This window comes from Streptomyces sp. NPDC000941, assembly GCF_053599555.1.
In genome coordinates this window covers 1-17,683 of sequence record NZ_JBSFMM010000042.1, presented here as the reverse complement: position 1 = coordinate 17,683, position 17,683 = coordinate 1, and the positions used below count along the sequence as shown (strand labels likewise).

General features: G+C 69.7%; 17 protein-coding genes. 8 read left to right on the top strand and 9 right to left on the bottom strand.

Annotated elements, in window-relative coordinates:
- Nucleotides 1–189 precede the first annotated feature (189 nt).
- The 6 genes from ACWDSL_RS16125 (at nucleotide 190) to ACWDSL_RS16100 (ending at nucleotide 6,753) form a co-directional block, all read left to right on the top strand.
- On the top strand, nucleotides 190–1,221 hold the full coding sequence (locus tag ACWDSL_RS16125; RefSeq protein WP_450485748.1) for an ABC transporter permease: 1,032 nt from the start codon (nucleotides 190–192) through the stop codon (nucleotides 1,219–1,221).
- 16 nt (nucleotides 1,222–1,237) lie between these two features.
- On the top strand, nucleotides 1,238–3,037 hold the full coding sequence (locus ACWDSL_RS16120) for an ABC transporter substrate-binding protein (protein ID WP_450485746.1): 1,800 nt from the start codon (nucleotides 1,238–1,240) through the stop codon (nucleotides 3,035–3,037).
- Nucleotides 3,038–3,161: 124 nt separating this feature from the next.
- Nucleotides 3,162–4,139, top strand: coding sequence for an ABC transporter permease (locus tag ACWDSL_RS16115; protein WP_450485744.1), 978 nt, complete (start codon nucleotides 3,162–3,164; stop codon nucleotides 4,137–4,139).
- 13 nt (nucleotides 4,140–4,152) lie between these two features.
- Nucleotides 4,153–5,214 (top strand): ABC transporter ATP-binding protein, encoded by a 1,062-nt coding sequence (locus tag ACWDSL_RS16110; RefSeq protein WP_450485742.1) that lies wholly within the window; start codon nucleotides 4,153–4,155, stop codon nucleotides 5,212–5,214.
- A 12-nt stretch (nucleotides 5,215–5,226) separates the two neighbouring features.
- A complete protein-coding gene (locus ACWDSL_RS16105) occupies nucleotides 5,227–6,372 on the top strand; it encodes an ABC transporter ATP-binding protein (RefSeq protein WP_450485740.1) in 1,146 nt (381 codons plus the stop codon).
- 21 nt (nucleotides 6,373–6,393) lie between these two features.
- The gene (locus tag ACWDSL_RS16100; RefSeq protein ID WP_450485738.1) at nucleotides 6,394–6,753 is read left to right on the top strand and encodes a signal peptidase I; all 360 of its coding nucleotides are present in this window, start codon (nucleotides 6,394–6,396) and stop codon (nucleotides 6,751–6,753) included.
- Here ACWDSL_RS16100 and ACWDSL_RS16095 read toward each other — a convergent pair.
- Genes ACWDSL_RS16095 through ACWDSL_RS16070 form a run of 6 tightly spaced genes read right to left on the bottom strand, consistent with a single transcriptional unit; the run spans nucleotide 6,741 to nucleotide 13,252 of the window.
- Nucleotides 6,741–7,514 (bottom strand): GNAT family N-acetyltransferase, encoded by a 774-nt coding sequence (locus tag ACWDSL_RS16095; RefSeq protein WP_450485736.1) that lies wholly within the window; start codon nucleotides 7,512–7,514, stop codon nucleotides 6,741–6,743. The genes ACWDSL_RS16100 and ACWDSL_RS16095 overlap by 13 nt on opposite strands.
- 44 nt (nucleotides 7,515–7,558) lie before the next feature.
- Nucleotides 7,559–8,629, bottom strand: a complete 1,071-nt coding sequence (locus ACWDSL_RS16090) for an ABC transporter ATP-binding protein (RefSeq protein WP_450485734.1) — start codon at nucleotides 8,627–8,629, stop codon at nucleotides 7,559–7,561.
- Nucleotides 8,601–9,650, bottom strand: coding sequence for an ABC transporter ATP-binding protein (locus ACWDSL_RS16085; RefSeq protein ID WP_450485732.1), 1,050 nt, complete (start codon nucleotides 9,648–9,650; stop codon nucleotides 8,601–8,603). Before ACWDSL_RS16085 ends, ACWDSL_RS16090 begins: the two co-directional genes overlap by 29 nt.
- A gap of 10 nt (nucleotides 9,651–9,660) precedes the next feature.
- Entirely contained in the window at nucleotides 9,661–10,668 is a 1,008-nt protein-coding gene (locus ACWDSL_RS16080; RefSeq protein WP_450485730.1) for an ABC transporter permease, read from the bottom strand.
- A complete protein-coding gene (locus ACWDSL_RS16075) occupies nucleotides 10,661–11,584 on the bottom strand; it encodes an ABC transporter permease (protein ID WP_450485728.1) in 924 nt (307 codons plus the stop codon). Before ACWDSL_RS16075 ends, ACWDSL_RS16080 begins: the two co-directional genes overlap by 8 nt.
- Before the next feature lie 3 nt (nucleotides 11,585–11,587).
- A complete protein-coding gene (locus ACWDSL_RS16070) occupies nucleotides 11,588–13,252 on the bottom strand; it encodes a peptide ABC transporter substrate-binding protein (RefSeq protein ID WP_450485726.1) in 1,665 nt (554 codons plus the stop codon).
- Between the two features lie 248 nt (nucleotides 13,253–13,500).
- Between ACWDSL_RS16070 and ACWDSL_RS16065 the strand changes: the two genes are divergently transcribed.
- Nucleotides 13,501–14,652: an epoxide hydrolase family protein gene (locus ACWDSL_RS16065; protein WP_450485724.1), complete on the top strand. Its 1,152-nt coding sequence runs from the start codon at nucleotides 13,501–13,503 to the stop codon at nucleotides 14,650–14,652.
- A 46-nt stretch (nucleotides 14,653–14,698) separates the two neighbouring features.
- Here ACWDSL_RS16065 and ACWDSL_RS16060 read toward each other — a convergent pair whose 3' ends face one another.
- The 3 genes from ACWDSL_RS16060 to ACWDSL_RS16050 all read right to left on the bottom strand — a co-directional run bounded on the left by ACWDSL_RS16060 (nucleotide 14,699) and on the right by ACWDSL_RS16050 (nucleotide 16,696).
- Nucleotides 14,699–14,914, bottom strand: coding sequence for a hypothetical protein (locus tag ACWDSL_RS16060; RefSeq protein WP_450485723.1), 216 nt, complete (start codon nucleotides 14,912–14,914; stop codon nucleotides 14,699–14,701).
- The gene (locus tag ACWDSL_RS16055; protein ID WP_450485721.1) at nucleotides 14,911–15,603 is read right to left on the bottom strand and encodes a hypothetical protein; all 693 of its coding nucleotides are present in this window, start codon (nucleotides 15,601–15,603) and stop codon (nucleotides 14,911–14,913) included. The genes ACWDSL_RS16060 and ACWDSL_RS16055 overlap by 4 nt, the downstream gene beginning before the upstream one ends.
- A 79-nt stretch (nucleotides 15,604–15,682) precedes the next feature.
- Nucleotides 15,683–16,696 (bottom strand): zinc-dependent alcohol dehydrogenase family protein, encoded by a 1,014-nt coding sequence (locus tag ACWDSL_RS16050; protein ID WP_450485719.1) that lies wholly within the window; start codon nucleotides 16,694–16,696, stop codon nucleotides 15,683–15,685.
- 120 nt (nucleotides 16,697–16,816) lie between these two features.
- On the opposite strand from ACWDSL_RS16050, the gene ACWDSL_RS16045 reads away from it, so the two are divergent.
- On the top strand, nucleotides 16,817–17,620 hold the full coding sequence (locus ACWDSL_RS16045; protein WP_450485717.1) for an MmyB family transcriptional regulator: 804 nt from the start codon (nucleotides 16,817–16,819) through the stop codon (nucleotides 17,618–17,620).
- The last annotated feature ends 63 nt before the right edge of the window (nucleotides 17,621–17,683 follow it).

Sequence of the window (17,683 nt, the reverse complement as noted above, 5' to 3'; positions counted from 1 at the left end):
TGCAAAATGTTCGCTCAAGGTTGCCGCGAGCGCCCCTTCCGCTTCCGCTGGCCCCTTGACTGAGCTGTTATTCGGTTGCGAAAGTCCGCTCATCCCGAACCGCGCACGACCACCGGCGGACGGGAACGACATGACGCGAGTAGACCAGCGCGAAACAGACACAGCGATCAGTGCGGGGGGCGCTACGCGATGACGAGTCCTTCCCAGGCCGCCGCGCCCGGGGCGAACGCGCCCGGCCCGGATGCCGTCCCGACGGCCGAAGTCGGCAAGCAGGGGGCGCCGTTAGTGGGGCGGTCGCCCAGCCAGTTGATGTGGCGACGCTTCAAACGCGACAAGACAGGCGTGATTTCGGCCTACGTCGTGATCTTCTTCTTTCTGATCGCCTTACTTGCGCCCGTGATCGCCTGGCTGTACGGCAAGAACCCGTACACCACTTACGGACTCGACAGGCCCGGGCTGCTCAACGAGTTCTACTACCCCATCAAGCCCAACGGGGGCATCGACGGCGAGTTCTGGTTCGGCCTCCAGCCCCAGCTCGGCCGGGATGTGTTCACCCAACTCCTGTACGGCATACGGACCTCGCTGCTGATCGCGGTCGCCGTCACCCTCCTGTGCACCCTCACCGGCATCCTCGTCGGCGTCACGGCCGGCTATATGGGCGGCAGGACCGACTACTTCCTCGGCCGCTTCATCGATCTGCTGCTCGCCTTCCCGGCCCAGCTCTCGTTCGTGGCCTTCACGCCCGTCGTCTACTCGCTCTTCGTCAATCCGGAGAAGGAGACGCCCACCTATCTACGGGTCATCACCCTGATCCTGGTCCAGTGGGCGCTGGGCTGGATGGGCCTGGCGCGGCTGCTGCGCGGACAAGTGCTCAGCCTGCGCGAGCGGGAGTTCGTGGAGGCCGCGAAGGTGACCGGCGCCTCCCCGTGGAGGATCATCCGCAAGGAGCTGCTGCCCAATCTGTGGACGCCGATCCTGGTGCAGTCGACGCTGATGCTGCCGACCTTCGTGACCGCCGAGGCCGGGCTCTCCTTCCTGGGAGTCGGGCTCGTCGAGCCGACCCCCGACTGGGGCCGGATGTTCGCCACCGGCGCCAGGCACTACCAGAACGACATCACGTACATGTTCTTCCCGGGCGTGGCCATGGTGATCTTCGTGGTGGCCTTCAACCTGCTCGGGGACTCGGTCCGGGACGCATTCGATCCGAAGACTAAGCGCTAGGCAGGTGCAACGACACATGACCTCATCCACACGGGGCAGAGGGCGGCGCGCGGCCGTCTCTCTGGCGATCGGGGCCCTCGTGCTCTCGGCCTGCAGCAGCGGCGGGGGCAACGAGGAGGATCCCGTCGAGAACAAGCCCGACAAGGCCAGGGCCGAGAACTACTCGCTCGGCACCGCGACCGACTCCACCGGCCCGGCGGCCGACATGCCCGGCGCCAAGAAGGGCGGGACGGTCAACGTCCTGCAGCGTGACGCCTTCACCTATCTCGACCCGGCACAGATCTACTACGGCGACATGCTGACCGTCCAGATGCTCTACAACCGGTCGCTGACCACCTACAAGGTCGACGACAACGGCCGGGTGAAGGTGGTCGGCGACCTCGCCACCGACACCGGCAAGTCCTCGGACGGCGGTAAGACCTGGACGTACACGCTCAAGGACAACCTCAAGTTCGAGGACGGGTCCCCGATCACCTCCGCCGATGTCCGGCAGTCCGTCGAGCGGCTCTACGCCAAGTGGGCCACCGACGGTCCGCTGTACATCCCGCAGTGGCTCTCGGGCGACGGCCAGAGCTTCCGCAAAGCGCTGCCGGACGGCCCGTACAAGGGCAAGCACCTGCCCAAGGACGTGCTCGACACCCCGAACGACAAGACGATCGTCTTCCACTTCAAGGCGCCGCACGCGGACACCCCGTACGCGGTCGCCATGCCGAACGTCGGCGCGGTGCCCTCCGACGGCAAGAAGGACACCGCCGACAAGTACACCAACCACCCGGTCTCCTCCGGCCCGTACAAGATCGAAAAGCTCAACCCGGGCAAGTCGCTGACCCTGGTGCGCAATGAGCAGTGGGATCCGAAGACGGACGCGGTCCGCCACCAGTACCCGGACAAGTTCGACATCCGCTTCGGCATCCAGGAACCCGACTCCGCCCGCCGGCTGCTGGCCGAGCGGGGCAGCGACAAGCAGGCGATGAGCTTCACCAACGCGGTCACGGTTGAGGCCGCCCAGGAGGTCGCCAAGGACGCGGGCGCCAAGTCGCGCACCTTCCTGGAGGTGCAGCCGTACGTCGACTACATGGCCATCAACATGGACCGGATCAAGGACAAGAAGGTCCGGCAGGCCCTCGCCTACGCCATGCCCAACGACCAGATCCTCGGCCAGTTCGGCGGCAAGCGGGCCGGGCAGGTGGCGGGCAACCTGCTGGCTCCCTCGCTCGCCGGGTGGAAGAACTTCGACCCCTTCGGCAAGACGAAGAAGGGGAACGAGGGCGGCGACACCAAGAAGGCCAAGGAACTGCTGAAGGAGGCGGGCAAGGAGGGGCAGGAGATCGTCTACGCCTACCCCAACACCACGGAGTACCAGAACGTCTCCGTGGTCGTCGTCAAGGCTCTGGAGGCGGCCGGGTTCAAGGTGGAGAAGAAGGAGATCGACTCCAACAACTACACCACCGAGATCGCCAAGGTCGACAACGGCTTCGACATCTACCGCGCCTCCTGGGGCGCCGACTGGCCGGTCGGCTCGACCGTGGTCCCGCCGCTGTTCGACAGCAAGAACGTCGCCGACGGCTCGCAGAACTACTGGCACCTCAAGAACAGCACGGTCGACTCCGAGATCGCCCGCATCCTGAAGATCACGGACGTGGAGAAGGCGTCGGGTGAGTGGGTCACGCTGGCCAACAAGATCCTCACCGACGATGTGCCGGCCGTTCCGCTCTTCTACAACCGGCAGTGGAACATCTGGGGTTCGGGCCTCGGCGGCATCAAGTACCACTCGGTGTACGGAACCGCAGACCCGACCGCGGTGTATGTGAAGTAGCAGTCGGTTACCCCATCAGCCCCCAGGGCACGCTGTCCGCCACCCTCCGCGGGTGGCGGACAGCGCCGCCCGTCCGATCCGCCCTGGTCGCCCAAGGCGCCCGTACCGGAAGACCCGCGACGCCATGCTTCGTTTCCTCGTACGCCGCTCTCTCGGCGCGATCGTCATCATCCTCCTGATCAGCGCGATCACGTTCTTCCTCTTCTTCGCGCTGCCCTCCGAGCCGGCGCAGCTGGCCTGCGGCAAGAACTGCGGCCCGGACGCCATCGCCCTCATCAACAAGAACCTGGGCCTCGACGAGCCCGTCCCGCTGCAGTACTGGCACTATCTGGTCGGCATCTTCGCCGGCCGGGACTTCGAGATCGGCCACTGCCCGGCCCCCTGCTTCGGCTACTCCTTCCGCAACTCCCAGCCGGTCTGGGAGACCATCCTGGACCGCTACCCCACGACGCTCTCGCTCGCCGTCGGCGGCGCCGTCGTGTTCCTGATCATCGGGGTGTCCATCGGCATGATCGCGGCGGCCAAGCGCGGCACCTTCACCGACAAGTTCTTCAGCTCCCTGTCGCTGATAGGCAACTCGCTGCAGATCTACTTCGTCGGCGTCATCGCGCTGTGGCTGCTGGTCGACACCTGGGGCCTGATCGACCGGCCCGAGTACACGCCGATCACCGAGAATCCGGCCAAGTGGTTCAGCGGGCTGCTGCTGCCCTGGCTGGTGCTCTCCATCATCTTCATCGCCAACTACAGCCGTATGACGCGCTCCCAGATGGTCGAGCAGCTCAACGAGGAGCATGTGCGCACCGCGCGGGCCAAGGGGATGTCGGGGCGTACGGTCTTCTTCCGCTACGCCTGGCGCGGCGCGATCGCCCCGATCATCACCATCGTCGGCATCGACCTGGGCTCACTGTTCGGCGGCGCGATGATCACGGAGTTCACCTTCACCCTGCACGGCCTGGGCCGGCTCGCCGTGGAGTCGGTGACCGAGAAGGACCTCCCGATGCTGATGGGCGTGATGCTCTTCAGCTGCACGGCGATCGTCATCGCCAACATCATCGTCGACGCGCTGTACGCCGTCATCGACCCGCGCGTGCGCCTCGCCTAGGAGTACGACCGACGTGACCACCCTGACCAAGTCCGAGGCCACCCCGGCCCCCGCCGCGGGCGACGCCTTCCTGTCCGTGCGCGACCTGTATGTGCGCTTCGCCACCGAGGACGGCGTCGTGAAGGCCGTGGACGGCCTCTCCTTCAACCTCGAGCGCGGGCGCACCCTCGGCATCGTCGGCGAGTCCGGCTCCGGCAAGTCCGTCACCAACCTCGCCGTCCTCGGGCTGCACGACCCGCGCAACACGGAGATCCGCGGCGAGATCCTGCTGGACGGCCAGGAGCTGACCGGGGCGCCCGAGCGCACCTTGGAGAAGCTGCGCGGCAACAAGATGGCGATGATCTTCCAGGACTCGCTCACCGCCCTCTCGCCGTACTACACCGTCGGCCGCCAGATCGCCGAGCCCTACCGCAAGCACACCGGGGCCTCCAAGCGCGAGGCGTGGGGGCGCGCCGTCGAAATGCTGGAGAAGGTCGGCATCCCCAACCCCAAGCTGCGGGTGCGCGACTATCCGCACCAGTTCTCCGGCGGTATGCGGCAGCGCGCGATGATCGCCATGGCCCTGGTCTGCGACCCCGATCTGCTCATCGCCGACGAGCCGACCACCGCCCTGGACGTCACCGTCCAGGCCCAGATCCTCGACCTGCTCAAGGACCTCCAGCAGGAGTTCGGCTCCGCGATCATCCTCATCACCCACGACCTGGGGGTGGTCGCCAACACCGCCGACGATCTGCTGGTCATGTACGCCGGCCGGGCCGTGGAGCGCGGCACGGTCCGCGAAGTGCTCCGGGCCCCCCAGCATCCGTACACCTGGGGGCTGCTGGGCTCCATGCCGCGGCTGAACTCCGCCGTCGACGAGCCGCTGAGCCCCATCCCCGGCGCCCCGCCCAGCCTGCTGTCCCCACCGCCCGGCTGCCCCTTCCACCCGCGCTGCGCCCACACCCAGGAGGTCGACGGCGACCGGTGCGCCACCGAGCGCCCCTCGCTGCCCGACGGGCGGGGCGCGGCCTGCCATCTGGCCGCCGACCGCAAGCGGACCATCTTCATCGAGCAGATCAAGCCCCGGCTGGCCTAGGAGACACGGACCATGAGCAGCAACGCGTCGGCCGCGTCCGGGGAACCCCTCCTGGTCGCGGAGAAGCTGACCAAGCACTTCCCGATCATGGGCGGCTTCCCCTTCAGACGGAAGGTCGGGGCCGTCCAGGCGGTGGACGGCATCGATCTGACCGTGCGGTCGGGCGAGAGCTTCGGCCTGGTCGGCGAGTCCGGCTGCGGCAAGTCCACCACCGGCCGCCTGCTGACCCGGCTGCTGGAGCCCACCGCGGGGACCATCAGCTACCAGGGCCAGGACATCACCCACGCGGACCGCAAACAGCTGGCGCCGATCCGCTCCGAGATCCAGATGATCTTCCAGGACCCGTACTCCTCGCTGAACCCCCGGCAGACGGTGGGCGCGATCATCTCCGGGCCGATGGAGATCAACGGCATCGAGCCGCCGGGCGGCCGTGAGGCCCGGGTGCGCGAGCTGCTGGAGACCGTGGGCCTGAACCCCGAGCACTACAACCGGTTCCCCCATGAGTTCTCCGGCGGCCAGCGCCAGCGCATCGGGGTCGCCCGCGCGCTCGCCCTCGAACCCAAGCTCATCATCGCCGATGAACCGGTCTCCGCGCTCGACGTCTCCATCCAGGCCCAGGTCGTCAACCTCCTCCAGGAGCTCCGCCGCGAGCTGGGCATCGCCTTCCTCTTCATCGCCCATGACCTCGCCGTCGTGCGCCACTTCTCGCAGCGCGTCGCGGTCATGTACCTCGGCAAGATCGTCGAGGTCGGCGACCGCGACTCCATCTACCTCCGCCCCCGCCACCCCTACACCCACGCCCTGCTCTCCGCGGTCCCCGAGGCCGCCCTGCTGGCCGAGGAGCCCGACGACGGCGAGGCCGCGGCCTCCGAGGCGAGCGGCACCGCGCGCCGCGAGCGCATCCGCCTCGCAGGCGACGTCCCCTCCCCCATCGACCCGCCCTCCGGCTGCCGCTTCCGCACCCGCTGCTGGAAGGCCCAGGACAAGTGCGCACGGGAGGAGCCCCCGCTGATCCGCCTCGAAGGCAACCACGAGGGCCATCTGTCCGCCTGCCACTTCCCCGAGGCCCCCAGCATCGCGGCCCGCGAGCAGGATGTGATCCTCGACCCGGCGCTGATCGCGGCGGAGGAGATCCACCAGGAGGTCCACAAGGACTGAACCCTGCTAGCGTCCACATGCGTGAACGACAGCGTGTACGTGGGCAACGCAGGCAAGGACGCCGCACTGGACCGGGGGTGGATCCTCGGGCACTTCAAGGACGCCGACGATCCCCGCCACAGCGATGCCGTGGAGATCAAATGGGGCGTGCACCCTCCGGGTGACGAGCGAGCTGAGTGGGTGCGCGGCGAGGAGCGGACCGCGCTCCTGGTCCTCATCAGCGGCCGCTTCCGCGTCGAGCTGCCCGGCCGCAGCGTTCTCCTGGAACAGCAGGGCGATTACGTCGTCTGGGGGCGCGGAGTCGACCACTCCTGGATCGCGGAGGAGGAGTCGGTGGTGCTGACGGTCCGCTGGCCCTCCGTGCCCGGCTATGCGGTGTAGCGAGTGAAGGTGTGCACGCGCCCCACCACCGTGAAACCCCGGCGAGCGTACCAACGGCGGGGCCAGTCGTCGCCGTCCGCGACCAGGAAGCGGAGGGTGCAGCCCGCGGCGGCGGAGCGGCGGAGGGCGTCGGCCAGGAGCGTGTCCGCATGGCCCTGGCGGGTATGGAGGTCGGCGGTGACCAGGTCCTCGACCTGGGCGATGCCGTCCCCGGGAGCCAGATAGAGGTCGGCCCAGGAGGCCAGGTCGCCGCCCGCGGCGTACACGCCGAGGAACTGCACCCGCTCGGCCCCGCGCAGCCGGGCGGTGCGCCGCTCCACGAGCTGGCGGATCGTCTCGTCGTCGGCGTGCGGCATCCAGCGGCGCTGTTGCCGGGCGAGCGCGGGGGCGAGTGCCGGCAGGTCCAGGGGCTCGGCGCGGGCCGGGGCGGCGGGTGGGGTAGGGCCCGTGTGGGTCATGACGAGCTCGATGCCGTGGCCATAGCCGACCCGGGTGAGGTGAGGCGCGCAGGCGGCGCCCAGAGCGTCGTCGTGGATGGTGAGGTGGCGGTGGGGCAGGGTGGCCATGGCCGCCTCGGCGAGGGCGGGGACCTCTGCGGGGGACACCGGCCCGTCGAGGTGGAGTTGGTTGTGTTCGTGGGAGCGGTCGTAGTCGTCGTCCAGCGCCAGGAAGCCGCCGGGCACCTCCCTCACCTCGGCGGCCTGGCGGCGCGCGAAGGAGAGCCGGAACGCCGTGGCGCGGTGGAGATCGTTCGATGGCATGGAGGGATCGTAGGTGCCCGGCGCGGGGTCAGGAGGATGGGTCGTCAGCCGCTGGGCGCGGGCAGCCGTTCCGCGGCGAAGTGGCAGGCCGAGGGGTGCGCGGCCGGGCCGCCCGGGACCTGGAACTCCGGGGGCACCACCAGCCGGGGCACTTCCACCGCGCAGCGGTCCTCGGCCCTCCAGCAGCGGGTGCGGAAGCGGCACCCGGAGGGCGGGTTGGCCGGGGAGGGGACATCGCCGGCCAGGAGGATGCGCTCACGGCCCTCGCGGGGCTCCGGATCGGGCACCGGGACCGCGGACAGCAGGGCCTGGGTGTACGGATGGGTCGGGTGGTCGTAGATCTCGGTGTCGGTGCCGAGCTCGGCGAAGCGGCCCAGATACATCACCGCCACCCGGTCGGAGATATGGCGGACGACGGACAGATCGTGGGCGATGAAGAGGTAGGAGAGGGCGAACTCCTCCTGGAGCCGCGCCAGCAGATTGACCACCTGGGCCTGCACCGACACATCCAGCGCGGAGACCGGCTCGTCGCAGATGATGATCTCCGGGTTGAGGGCAAGACCGCGCGCGATGCCGATGCGCTGGCGCTGACCGCCGGAGAACTGATGCGGATAGCGGTTGATGTACTCGGGGTTGAGCCCGACCACATCCAGCAGCTCCTGCACCTTGCGGCGGCGGTCCCCCTTCGGAGCCACCTCCGGATGGATCTCGAAGGGCTCACCGATGATGTCGCCCACCGTCATCCGCGGATTCAGCGAGGTGTACGGGTCCTGGAACACCATCTGGATATTGCGCCGCACGGCCTTCAGCGCCCTCCCCGACAGCTTGGCGATGTCCTCACCCCGGTAGCGGATCTCCCCCGCGGTCGGCCGCTCCAGGTTGACCAGCAGCCGGGCGAGGGTGGACTTGCCGCAGCCGGACTCGCCTACGACACCCAGGGTTTCGCCGCGCCGCAGCTCGAAGGAGACGCCGTCGACGGCCTTGACCGCGCCGACCTGGCGCTTGAAGACGACGCCCTGGGTGAGCGGATAGAGCTTGGCCAGGTCGCGCACCTCCAGGACGGGTTCGCCCGGTTCGCGGGCGGGCTCAGGGGGCTGCGATGGCGTCGCGGGCATCGAGCTCGTCCTTCCAGAAGTGGCAGGCGCTGGCCCGGCCCACGGGCCCGTCCCCGTACGTCACCTCGTACAGCGGCGGCCGTTCGGTGCGGCAGATGTCCTGGGCGCGGGGGCAACGCGGGGTGAAGGGGCAGCCGGGCGGGAGGTCCGCAGGACCGGGCGGCAGGCCCTTGATCGCGTACAGCTCCCGGCCCTCGGAACGGGCATCCAGGCGCGGCACCGAGTCCAGCAGCCCGCGGGTGTACGGGTGGGCCGGGCGGCGGTAGAGGTCGCGTACGGGCGCGGTCTCGACGATCCGGCCCGCGTACATCACCACGATGGTGTCGGCGACATCGGCGACCACACCCAGGTCATGGGTGATCAGGATCAGACCCATGTCGTACTCGCGCCGCAACTCCGCGAGCAGGTCCATCACCTGGGCCTGGACGGTGACATCCAGCGCGGTCGTCGGCTCGTCCGCGATGATCAGGTCCGGCTCCAGCGCCAGCGCCATGGCGATCATGATCCGCTGGCGCATACCGCCGGAGAACTGGTGCGGATAGTCGCCCACCCGCTCCTTCGCCGCCGGAATGCGCACCCGGTCCATCAGCTCGACGGCCCTGGCACGCGCGGCACGGCGCGACAGCCCCTGGTGCACCTCGTACATCTCGGCGAGCTGGGCGCCCACCGACACCACGGGGTTCAGCGCGGAGAGCGCGTCCTGGAAGATCATCGCCATGCGGGCGCCGCGCACCCGGCGGCGCTCCTCCTCGCCCAGCTCCAGCAGGTCCCGCCCCTGGAAGAGGATCCGCCCGCCGGTCACAAAGGCGGGCGGCGAGTCCAGGATGCCCATGATCGCCTGGGCGGTCACCGACTTGCCCGAGCCCGACTCGCCCAGCACCGCGAGCGTCCGGCCCGCGTCCACCCCGTAGCCGACCCCGCTCACGGCCTCGGTGACGCCGTCCCTGGTGCGGAACTCGACCCGCAGATCCCGTACGTCCAGCAGCCGCGGTACGGCGGGCTGCTCATCAGCGCGGCTCATTCCCCGCTCCTCAGCGCAGCTTCGGATCGAGCGCGTCGCGTACCGCGTCGCCGAGCATGATGAACGCCAGCACGGTGACGCTCAGCGCCCCGGCCGGCCACAGCAGCATGTGCGGGGCGTTGCGGATCTGGACGGAGGCGGACGAGATGTCGATCCCCCAGGAGACGGTCGGCGGTTTGAGCCCCACGCCGAGGAAGGACAGCGTGGCCTCCAGCGAGATGTACGTACCCAGCGCGATGGTGGCGACGACGATCACGGGGGCCACGGCGTTGGGTGCGATATGCCGCAGCAGCGTCCGGGTGTCGCTCGCGCCGAGCGCCCGCGCCGCCTGGACGTAGTCGTGCCGTTTGGCGGTCAGCACGGCCCCGCGCGCGATACGGGAGATCTGTGGCCAGCCCAGCAGCACGATGAAGCCGACCACCGGCCACACCGAACCGCTGGTGACCACGGACAGGAAGACCAGCCCGCCCAGCAGGATCGGGATGCCGAAGAAGACATCGGCGATCCGCGACAGCAGGGTGTCCCACCACCCGCCGTAGTACCCGGCCAGCCCGCCCAGCACGCTGCCGAGCAGGGCCGCGCCCGTGGTGGCGCAGATACCGACGGCGATGGAGGCGCGGGCCCCGTAGACGGTGCGGGTGTAGACGTCGCGGCCCTGGAGGTCGTAGCCGAAGGGGTGGCCGGGCGCCGGGCCGTCCTGCGCCTTGGACAGATCGCCGCGGTACGGATTGCCGTCCGTGATCAGCTGCGGCCAGATCGCGATCAGTACGAGGAAGACGATGACCAGGGCGGAGGCCAGGAAGACCGGATTGCGGCGCAGGTCCCGCCAGGCGTCGGACCACAGCCCGCGCGGCGCCGCGGCCCGCCCGGCGGGGCGGCCCGGACCGCGGCGCCCCGCGGGCACCACGGGCGTGGGCGCGGGGGCGCCCCGCAGCGCCTGGGTGTCGGTCGCGGCCAGGGCCTGTGCGCCGCCGCCGGCCGGGGCGATGGCTTGGGGGGTGTCAAACGGCTCAGGCATACCGGATCCTCGGGTCGAGCACGGCGTAGAGGAGGTCGACAAGCAGGTTCGCCAGCAGGAAGACGATCACGAGGATGGTCACGAAGCCGACGACCGTCGGGGAGTTCTGGCGCAGGATGCCCTGGTAGAGCTGGTATCCCACGCCGTGGATGTTGAAGATCCGCTCGGTGACGATGGCGCCGCCCATCAGCGCGCCGATATCGGTGCCGAGGAAGGTCACCACGGGGATCAGGGAGTTGCGCAGCAGATGGCGGACGATCACCCGGCGGCGCGGCAGCCCCTTGGCGACGGCGGTGCGCACATAGTCGGCGTGGGCGTTCTCGACGATGGAGGTGCGGGTGAGCCGGGTGGTGTACGCGAGGGAGACCAGGCCCAGCACGACGCCCGGCAGCACCAGCTGGCCCAGCGGCGCGTCCGGCGCGACCGAGGGCGTGGTCCAGCCCCACTTCACCCCGATCACGTACTGCAGCACCGAGCCGCTGACGAAGGTCGGGACGGAGACCACGACCAGGGTCAGCAGCAGCACCGAGGTGTCCAGGCCGCGCCCCCGCCGCAGCCCGGTCGCGACGCCGAGGGTGAGCCCGAGGGCCATCTCGAAGACCACCGCGACGAGGGTGAGCCGGAGGGTGACGGGGAAGGCGTCGGCCATCAGGTCGGTGACGGGCCGGCCGTCGAAGGCGGTGCCGAAGTGGCCGCTGAAGACCTGCCCCATGTAGTGCGCGTACTGCTGCCACAGCGGCTCGTCGAGGTAGAGGTCCTTGCGGATGCGCGCGGCGGTGGCCGGATCGGGGGCCCGGTCGCCGAAGAGGGCTGCGACGGGGTCGCCCAGCGCGTACACCATGAAGAAGATCAGGAAGGTGGTGCCCAGGAACACGGGGATCATCTGAAGCAGCCGCCGGAGCGCATGACGGCCCATGGCTCAGCCGACCTTGATCCGGTCGTAGACCGGAACGCTGAACTGGTTGAGGGCCACACCGGCGAGCCGCGACGAGTAGCCCGCGCTGCCGTTCTGGTACCACAGCGGGATGGCGGGCATCTGCGTGGCGAGGATCTTCTCGGCGTCCTGGAAGGCCGCGATGGCCGCTCCGTCTCCCGACTCGCCGTTGGCCCGGTCGACGAGCCGGTCGAAGGCGGTGTCGCTCCAGTGGCCGTCGTTGGAGGAGGCGTCGGTGTAGTACAGCGGCTGCAGGAAGTTCTGGATCAGCGGGTAGTCCATCTGCCAGCCGGCCCGGAACGGCCCGGTCATCCGCTTGTTGGCCATCTTGTTGCGGTAGTCGGCGAAGGTGCCCACCGGTCTGCCGACGCAGGCCCGGTCGCTGCGCAGCACGTTGTTGACGCTGTTGCAGACCGCGTCGACCCAGTCCTTGTGGGAACCGGTGTCGGCGTTGTACGTGATGGTCATCCGGCCGCCGGGCAGCCCGCCGCCCGCCTTGATCAGCGCCCTGGCCCGTACCGGGTCGAAGGAGCAGGCGTCGCCGCACAGGCCCGGCCGGTAGCCGCCCTGGTGGCGCAGCACGGGGGAGGTCCAGTCGGTGGCCGGGGTCCGGGTGCCGTGGAAGATCCGGTCGGTGATCTGCGGGCGGTTGATCGCCATGGAGATACCGCGCCGCAGCTTCGCCGAGCCCGGCCCCCGCCAGCGGCGGTCGTACATCGGGAAGGTGAGGGTCTGGATGATGCCCGCGGGCTGGTTGATGTACCGGCTCCCGAGGTCGGAGCGGACGAACTTCAGCTGGGCGGCGGGCACATCGTCCACCAGGTCGAGATTGCCCGCCTGCAGATCGGTGTAGGCGGTGTTGCTGTCGGTGTAGACGCGCAGCTCGACGCCCTTGTTACGGGGCTTGTCGGGGCCCGGGTAGCCATCGCGGGCGCGCAGCTTCATCACCGAGCCCTTGGCGTACGAGACCACCTCGTACGGGCCGTTGCCGACGGGTTTGCGCAGCCAGGCGGCGTGGTCGTCGAAGAAGGCGCGGGGCAGCGGCGCGTAGGCGTTGTAGCCGAGCGTCTTGGGCCAGCTGGAGAACTTCTGCGTGAGCTTCACCGTGAAGGTCCGCTCGCCCTTGACCCGCAGTCCGGACAGCGTCTTCGCGGTGGGGCGGCCGGTGGCCGGGTGGACCTTGTCGTAGCCCTGGATGTACTCGAAGAAGTACGCGTTGCGCTGCTTGTTGTCGAGCAGCGCGCCGTAGTTCCAGGCGTCCACGAAGGACTTGGCGGTGACCTTTTCGCCGTTGCCGAACCGCCAGCCGTCCTTGATGGTGACAGTGAAGGTCCGCTGGTCGGCCGACTGGATCCGGTCGGCGACGGCGTTCCTGGCCTCGCCGGTCGCGGGGTCGTACCGCTTGAGCCCCCGGAAGATCATGTCCAGGACCTTGCCGCCCTGGACGTCATTGATATTGGCCGGCTCCAACGGGTTCGGCGGGTCACCCCAGGAGGACCGTACGACGCCCTTGGGCGCGTCGCCGCCGCCGCAGCCGGTCGCGGCCAGAGCGAGGACCAGCAGGCCGAAAACCGGCAGGGCGGGGCCCACCGGCACACAGACGGCCCGCGATCCACGCCGAAGACACCGAGCGCGCGCGGCGATGCGCATGGGTGCCTCCCGAGGGCCAGCGGGTCCGAGTTCCGGCTTAGGCCCATATGACATCCCATGACATGACACACCGCATCCGCACGACAGCCATCCGTGTGCGAGCGGCGTCGAGGGGGCTGTCGGCGCTCCACGTCGACACCGTGGATCCGGCCCGAAGCCCGTCGTGCTGCCGCCGTCAGGGTCCGTCAGCGCTGCCACGGGACCGATGGGGACACTGACTGACCGCAACCAGCTCTACGGTGCGCCCCATGAACGACACCGCACGCGGCGCCCGCCCCGCCATCCACCCCTACCGCATCGCCATCCCCCAGCCCGACCTCGACGACCTGCGTGAGCGCCTGACTCGCACCCGCTGGCCCGATGAGCTGCCCGGCGTCGGCTGGTCCTACGGCGTTTCGCTCGACTACGTACGCGAGGTGGCCGAATACTGGGCCGGGGCATTCGACTGGCGGGCGCAGGAGGCTCGGCTCAACGCGTTTCCGCAGTTCACCACGGACATCGACGGGCAGCGGGTGCACTTCCTGCACATCCGCTCCCCCGAGCCGGCCGCCCTGCCGCTGCTGATCACCCACGGCTGGCCCGGCTCGGTCGCCGAGTTCACGGAGATCATCGGCCCGCTGACCGACCCCCGCGCCCACGGCGGCGACCCAGCCGACGCCTTCCACCTCGTCATCCCCTCCCTCCCCGGCTTCGCTTTCTCCGGCCCGACCCGCGAGCCCGGCTGGGGCATCCGCCGCATCGCCACCGCCTGGCACGAGCTGATGCGGCGCCTGGGCTATGAGCGCTACGGGACGCAGGGCGGCGACTTCGGCTCGCTCATCTCCCCCGAGGTGGCGCGGGTGGCCCCGTCCGAGGTCATCGGCGTGCACGTCAACGCGCTGGTGACGATCCCCTCCGGCGACCCCGCCCAACTGGAGGGGCTCACCCCCGCGGAGCAGACCCGCCTTGCCGGGACCCAGCGCTGGCACCGCGACCTGTCCGGCTACGCCGCCATCCAGGGCACCCGCCCCCAGACCCTGGCCTACGGCCTCGCCGACTCCCCCGCCGGTCAACTCGCCTGGAACCTCGACTGGTTCGCCACCCACGGCGACAAGCCGCACGCGCTCGACCGCGATGCCGTGCTGACCAACGTCTCGATCTATTGGTTCACGAATACGGCCGGATCGGCCGCCCGGCTCTACAAGGAGGCGGCGTCGGTGTGGGGCACACCCCCGGAGCGCTCCAAGATCCCCACCGGTGTGGCGGTATTCCGCGGAGACGGAGCCATCCGCCGCCTCGCGGAGCCACAGCACACGATCACGCACTGGTCGGAGTTCGAGGCGGGCGGGCACTTCGCGGCGATGGAGGTGCCGGAGCTGCTGATCGGCGACGTACGGGCGTTCTTCCGCCCGCTGCGCTGACCGCACGCCGCACGCCGCACGCCGCACGCCGCACGCCGCAGTACGGTCATCGGTCACTTCCCCCCGCGCCAGCGTCGGCGTCATCGTTCGCGACCGGCCGCGTGACCGTGTCCATGAACGCGTCCACCCACGCCAGTTCATCCAAGGTGCATGGACCGATCTCCGCCAGCACCTCTTCCGCCGCGATCAGCCCCGCCTCGATCTTGGCCGCACGCTCGGCCGCAGGCGAGAGCGAGGCCGAGACGCTCAGGACCTCGCTCATTCCGGGCAGTCTCCCCGGTGCACGATCCACGTGGAGTGGTCGCACGGGTCGATCCCAGCCCACCGCAAAGCAGCAATGTCCAGGTCAGAGAGGAGTTCGGGGTTGAGCTCTCCGCATACGTCGGTGTGTGCGCGGCACAGTTCCTTACTGGCGCGGAACGCCATGTCCTGCGCGATCAGCTCGGCGTCCGGGCTACGGAAGTGCTTCGCCCCGGCGAGTAGACGCCGGCTGACCTTCTCGGTGAGGTTGAGTATGCGGTGCTCGTACTCGATGTCCGCCTGGCGCTCCTTGTGCTCCCGCTCCGCCTTGGCGGCAGCGACGGCGGCCAGTACGGCTATGCCTGCCTCCGGGGCCTTTTCCGGATGGTTGCGCCATGACTTGGCTTCGGCGACGGTGAGCGGGTGCTGTCGTCCGGTCTGGCGCATCGCCTCGGCAATGACATGCCTTTTGACTCCGAGGACTCCGGACACGGGGCCGGGGCACAGGTACCTGTCGGTCCCCGGCTGCGGCGGCTGGCGCTTCTTCTGCGGCACTACTGATCCTTCGCGGTGGCTGCGGCGACAGCGCGGGCGGCTCGGTTTCTTCGCGGCCCGTTGCAGGTGCGGGCGGGCGTCGCACATGAAAGTGAGCACATCGCTCGTGTGGCGCTCAGAGTCTCGCCCTGGATCGTGATCGTGTTCGAGACTCATATCGGCGACCGTACGGGCGCGCCGCCGGGCCCGGGCGCCCATGGACGACGGTTCACTCGAATGGGTCCGCCGACCGATCTCAGCCGTGGCTGATGACGACCTTCCCGAAGCCGCCGCCCGACTGGACGTACCGGAAGGCATCCGGCACCTCGTCGAACGGGAACACCCGGTCGATCACCGGACGCACCCGATGCGCCGCGACCGCCCGGTTCAGCTCGGTGAAATGGGCCCGGCTCCCCGTGGCGACCCGCCGCAGCACCGCGCCCGCGCCGAACAGGACCGCGGGGTCGAGGGGCCTGGCCCCCTCGGCCCCGGACAGCCAGCGGCCGACGAGCGCCACCTCGCCGCTGACCGCGACGGACTTCAGCGACTGCTCCAGCGGGCCCGACGGATCGACGACCCGATCGGCGCCGTGGTCATCGGTCAGAGCGCGTACGTCCTGCCACCACTGCGGGCGCTCCCGGTAGTTGATCACCTCATCGGTCCCGAGCGCCCTCAGCCGCTCGGCCTTGGCCGCGCTGGACGTGGTCACGATCACCCGGGCGCCGGCCAGCTTCGCGAACCGCAGAGTGAACAGCGAGACGGCTCCCGAGCCGAGGGTCAACACGGTCGAGCCGGGGCGCGGCGCGCCGCCCGTGGTCAGGGCGTTCCAGGCGGTCACCGCCGCCAGCGGCAGCGTCGCGGCCTCCTCGTACGACAGATGCTCCGGGATGGGCACGACGCCGTCCTCACTCAGCACCGCGTACTCGGTCAGCATGCCGTCGATCATGGTGCCGAGCTGTGCGGCGTTCTCGCGCCGGAACGGGCCGTCGTGCCAGCGCGGAAAGACGGCGGCGGCCACCCGGTCGCCCGCCTTCACCCGCCCCACGTCCTCGCCGACGGCCACGACCTCCCCGGCTCCCTCACAGCCGGGCACCACGCCGGGCGTGATCGGCAGCGGATAGTTGTCGGCCAGCACCATCAGATCGCGGAAACCGATCGAGTTCGCGCGCATCCTGACCACGACCTGTCCACGTCCCGGCTCGGGCTCGTCCCGGTCCTGGACGGTCAGCCCGGCGAGGCCATGGCCCGGAACAAGGTGGTAGCTCTTCATCAAACGGCCCTTCACAGTCGCTCAGTGGTTGTGCCGAGCGATCCTGCGAGGCGGCCCGCCGCGCGGCAATTCCCTGGAGGGAATCGCCGCCTGCCAGGACCTCCGGATACAACTACGAGGGTGAGCAGCAGAATCGAGCAAACGGGTGTCGGCGCCGAGCTGAGACGCTGGCGCCGGACGCGCCGGCTCAGCCAACTCGAACTGGCCGCGCTGGCCGACACCACCCAACGCCACCTGAGCTTCATCGAAAGCGGCCGCTCCCAGCCGGGCCGCGCGATCCTCATCCGGCTGGCCGAGTCGCTCAGGCTCTCCCTCCGCGAACGCAACGACCTGCTCGCCAAGGCGGGTTACGCCCCCGTGTTCGCCGAATCGGGCCTGGACGAGTCGGCGCTACGGCCTGTCCGTACGGCCCTTGAGCAGATCCTGCACGGCCACCTGCCCTACCCGGCGCTCGTCATCGCGCCGTACGGACGCGTGGTGGCGGCCAATGACGCCGTCGAGGTCTTCACCGAGGGCGCGGCCCCCGAACTGCTCGTTCCCCCGGTCAATATGCTCCGCCTCATGCTCCATCCGGACGGGATGGCCCACCGCGTCCGCAACTTCCCCGAGTGGGGCCGCCACGTCATCGAAAACCTCCGCGCCCGCGCCCGCCGCAGCCCGGACCCCCGCCTCGACGCGTTCACCGACGAACTGGCCGCCTACGTCCCCCAGACCCCCATCAGCCCCGACCACCTCGGCTTCTCCGTCCCCATGCGGCTGGCATCGGCAGACGGCGAACTACGCCTCATCACCACACTGACCTCCTTCGCCACCGCGACGGACATCACCCTCGCCGAACTCCACCTGGAGGCGTTTCTCCCCGCGGATGAGGCCACGGCGGAGCGGCTGCGGATGCGGGCAGAGCGGCGCCGAGATCTGCGGTGAGTATGGGACAGCGACACGCCGTCGCGTCGGCGTGTCGCTGTCTCATACTCACCGCAAAAAGAT

Excerpts from the sequence above, each read along its gene's own strand:
- ACWDSL_RS16085 (WP_450485732.1), bottom strand. The coding sequence starts at position 9,650 with ATGAGCCGCGCTGATGAGCAGCCCGCCGTACCGCGGCTGCTGGACGTA.
- ACWDSL_RS16125 (WP_450485748.1), top strand. The coding sequence starts at position 190 with ATGACGAGTCCTTCCCAGGCCGCCGCGCCCGGGGCGAACGCGCCCGGC.
- ACWDSL_RS16060 (WP_450485723.1), bottom strand. The coding sequence starts at position 14,914 with ATGAGCGAGGTCCTGAGCGTCTCGGCCTCGCTCTCGCCTGCGGCCGAG.
- ACWDSL_RS16080 (WP_450485730.1), bottom strand. The coding sequence starts at position 10,668 with ATGCCTGAGCCGTTTGACACCCCCCAAGCCATCGCCCCGGCCGGCGGC.
- ACWDSL_RS16095 (WP_450485736.1), bottom strand. The coding sequence starts at position 7,514 with ATGCCATCGAACGATCTCCACCGCGCCACGGCGTTCCGGCTCTCCTTC.
- ACWDSL_RS16115 (WP_450485744.1), top strand. The coding sequence starts at position 3,162 with ATGCTTCGTTTCCTCGTACGCCGCTCTCTCGGCGCGATCGTCATCATC.
- ACWDSL_RS16120 (WP_450485746.1), top strand. The coding sequence starts at position 1,238 with ATGACCTCATCCACACGGGGCAGAGGGCGGCGCGCGGCCGTCTCTCTG.
- ACWDSL_RS16050 (WP_450485719.1), bottom strand. The coding sequence starts at position 16,696 with ATGAAGAGCTACCACCTTGTTCCGGGCCATGGCCTCGCCGGGCTGACC.
- ACWDSL_RS16075 (WP_450485728.1), bottom strand. The coding sequence starts at position 11,584 with ATGGGCCGTCATGCGCTCCGGCGGCTGCTTCAGATGATCCCCGTGTTC.
- ACWDSL_RS16105 (WP_450485740.1), top strand. The coding sequence starts at position 5,227 with ATGAGCAGCAACGCGTCGGCCGCGTCCGGGGAACCCCTCCTGGTCGCG.
- ACWDSL_RS16065 (WP_450485724.1), top strand. The coding sequence starts at position 13,501 with ATGAACGACACCGCACGCGGCGCCCGCCCCGCCATCCACCCCTACCGC.
- ACWDSL_RS16070 (WP_450485726.1), bottom strand. The coding sequence starts at position 13,252 with ATGCGCATCGCCGCGCGCGCTCGGTGTCTTCGGCGTGGATCGCGGGCC.
- ACWDSL_RS16055 (WP_450485721.1), bottom strand. The coding sequence starts at position 15,603 with ATGAGTCTCGAACACGATCACGATCCAGGGCGAGACTCTGAGCGCCAC.
- ACWDSL_RS16090 (WP_450485734.1), bottom strand. The coding sequence starts at position 8,629 with ATGCCCGCGACGCCATCGCAGCCCCCTGAGCCCGCCCGCGAACCGGGC.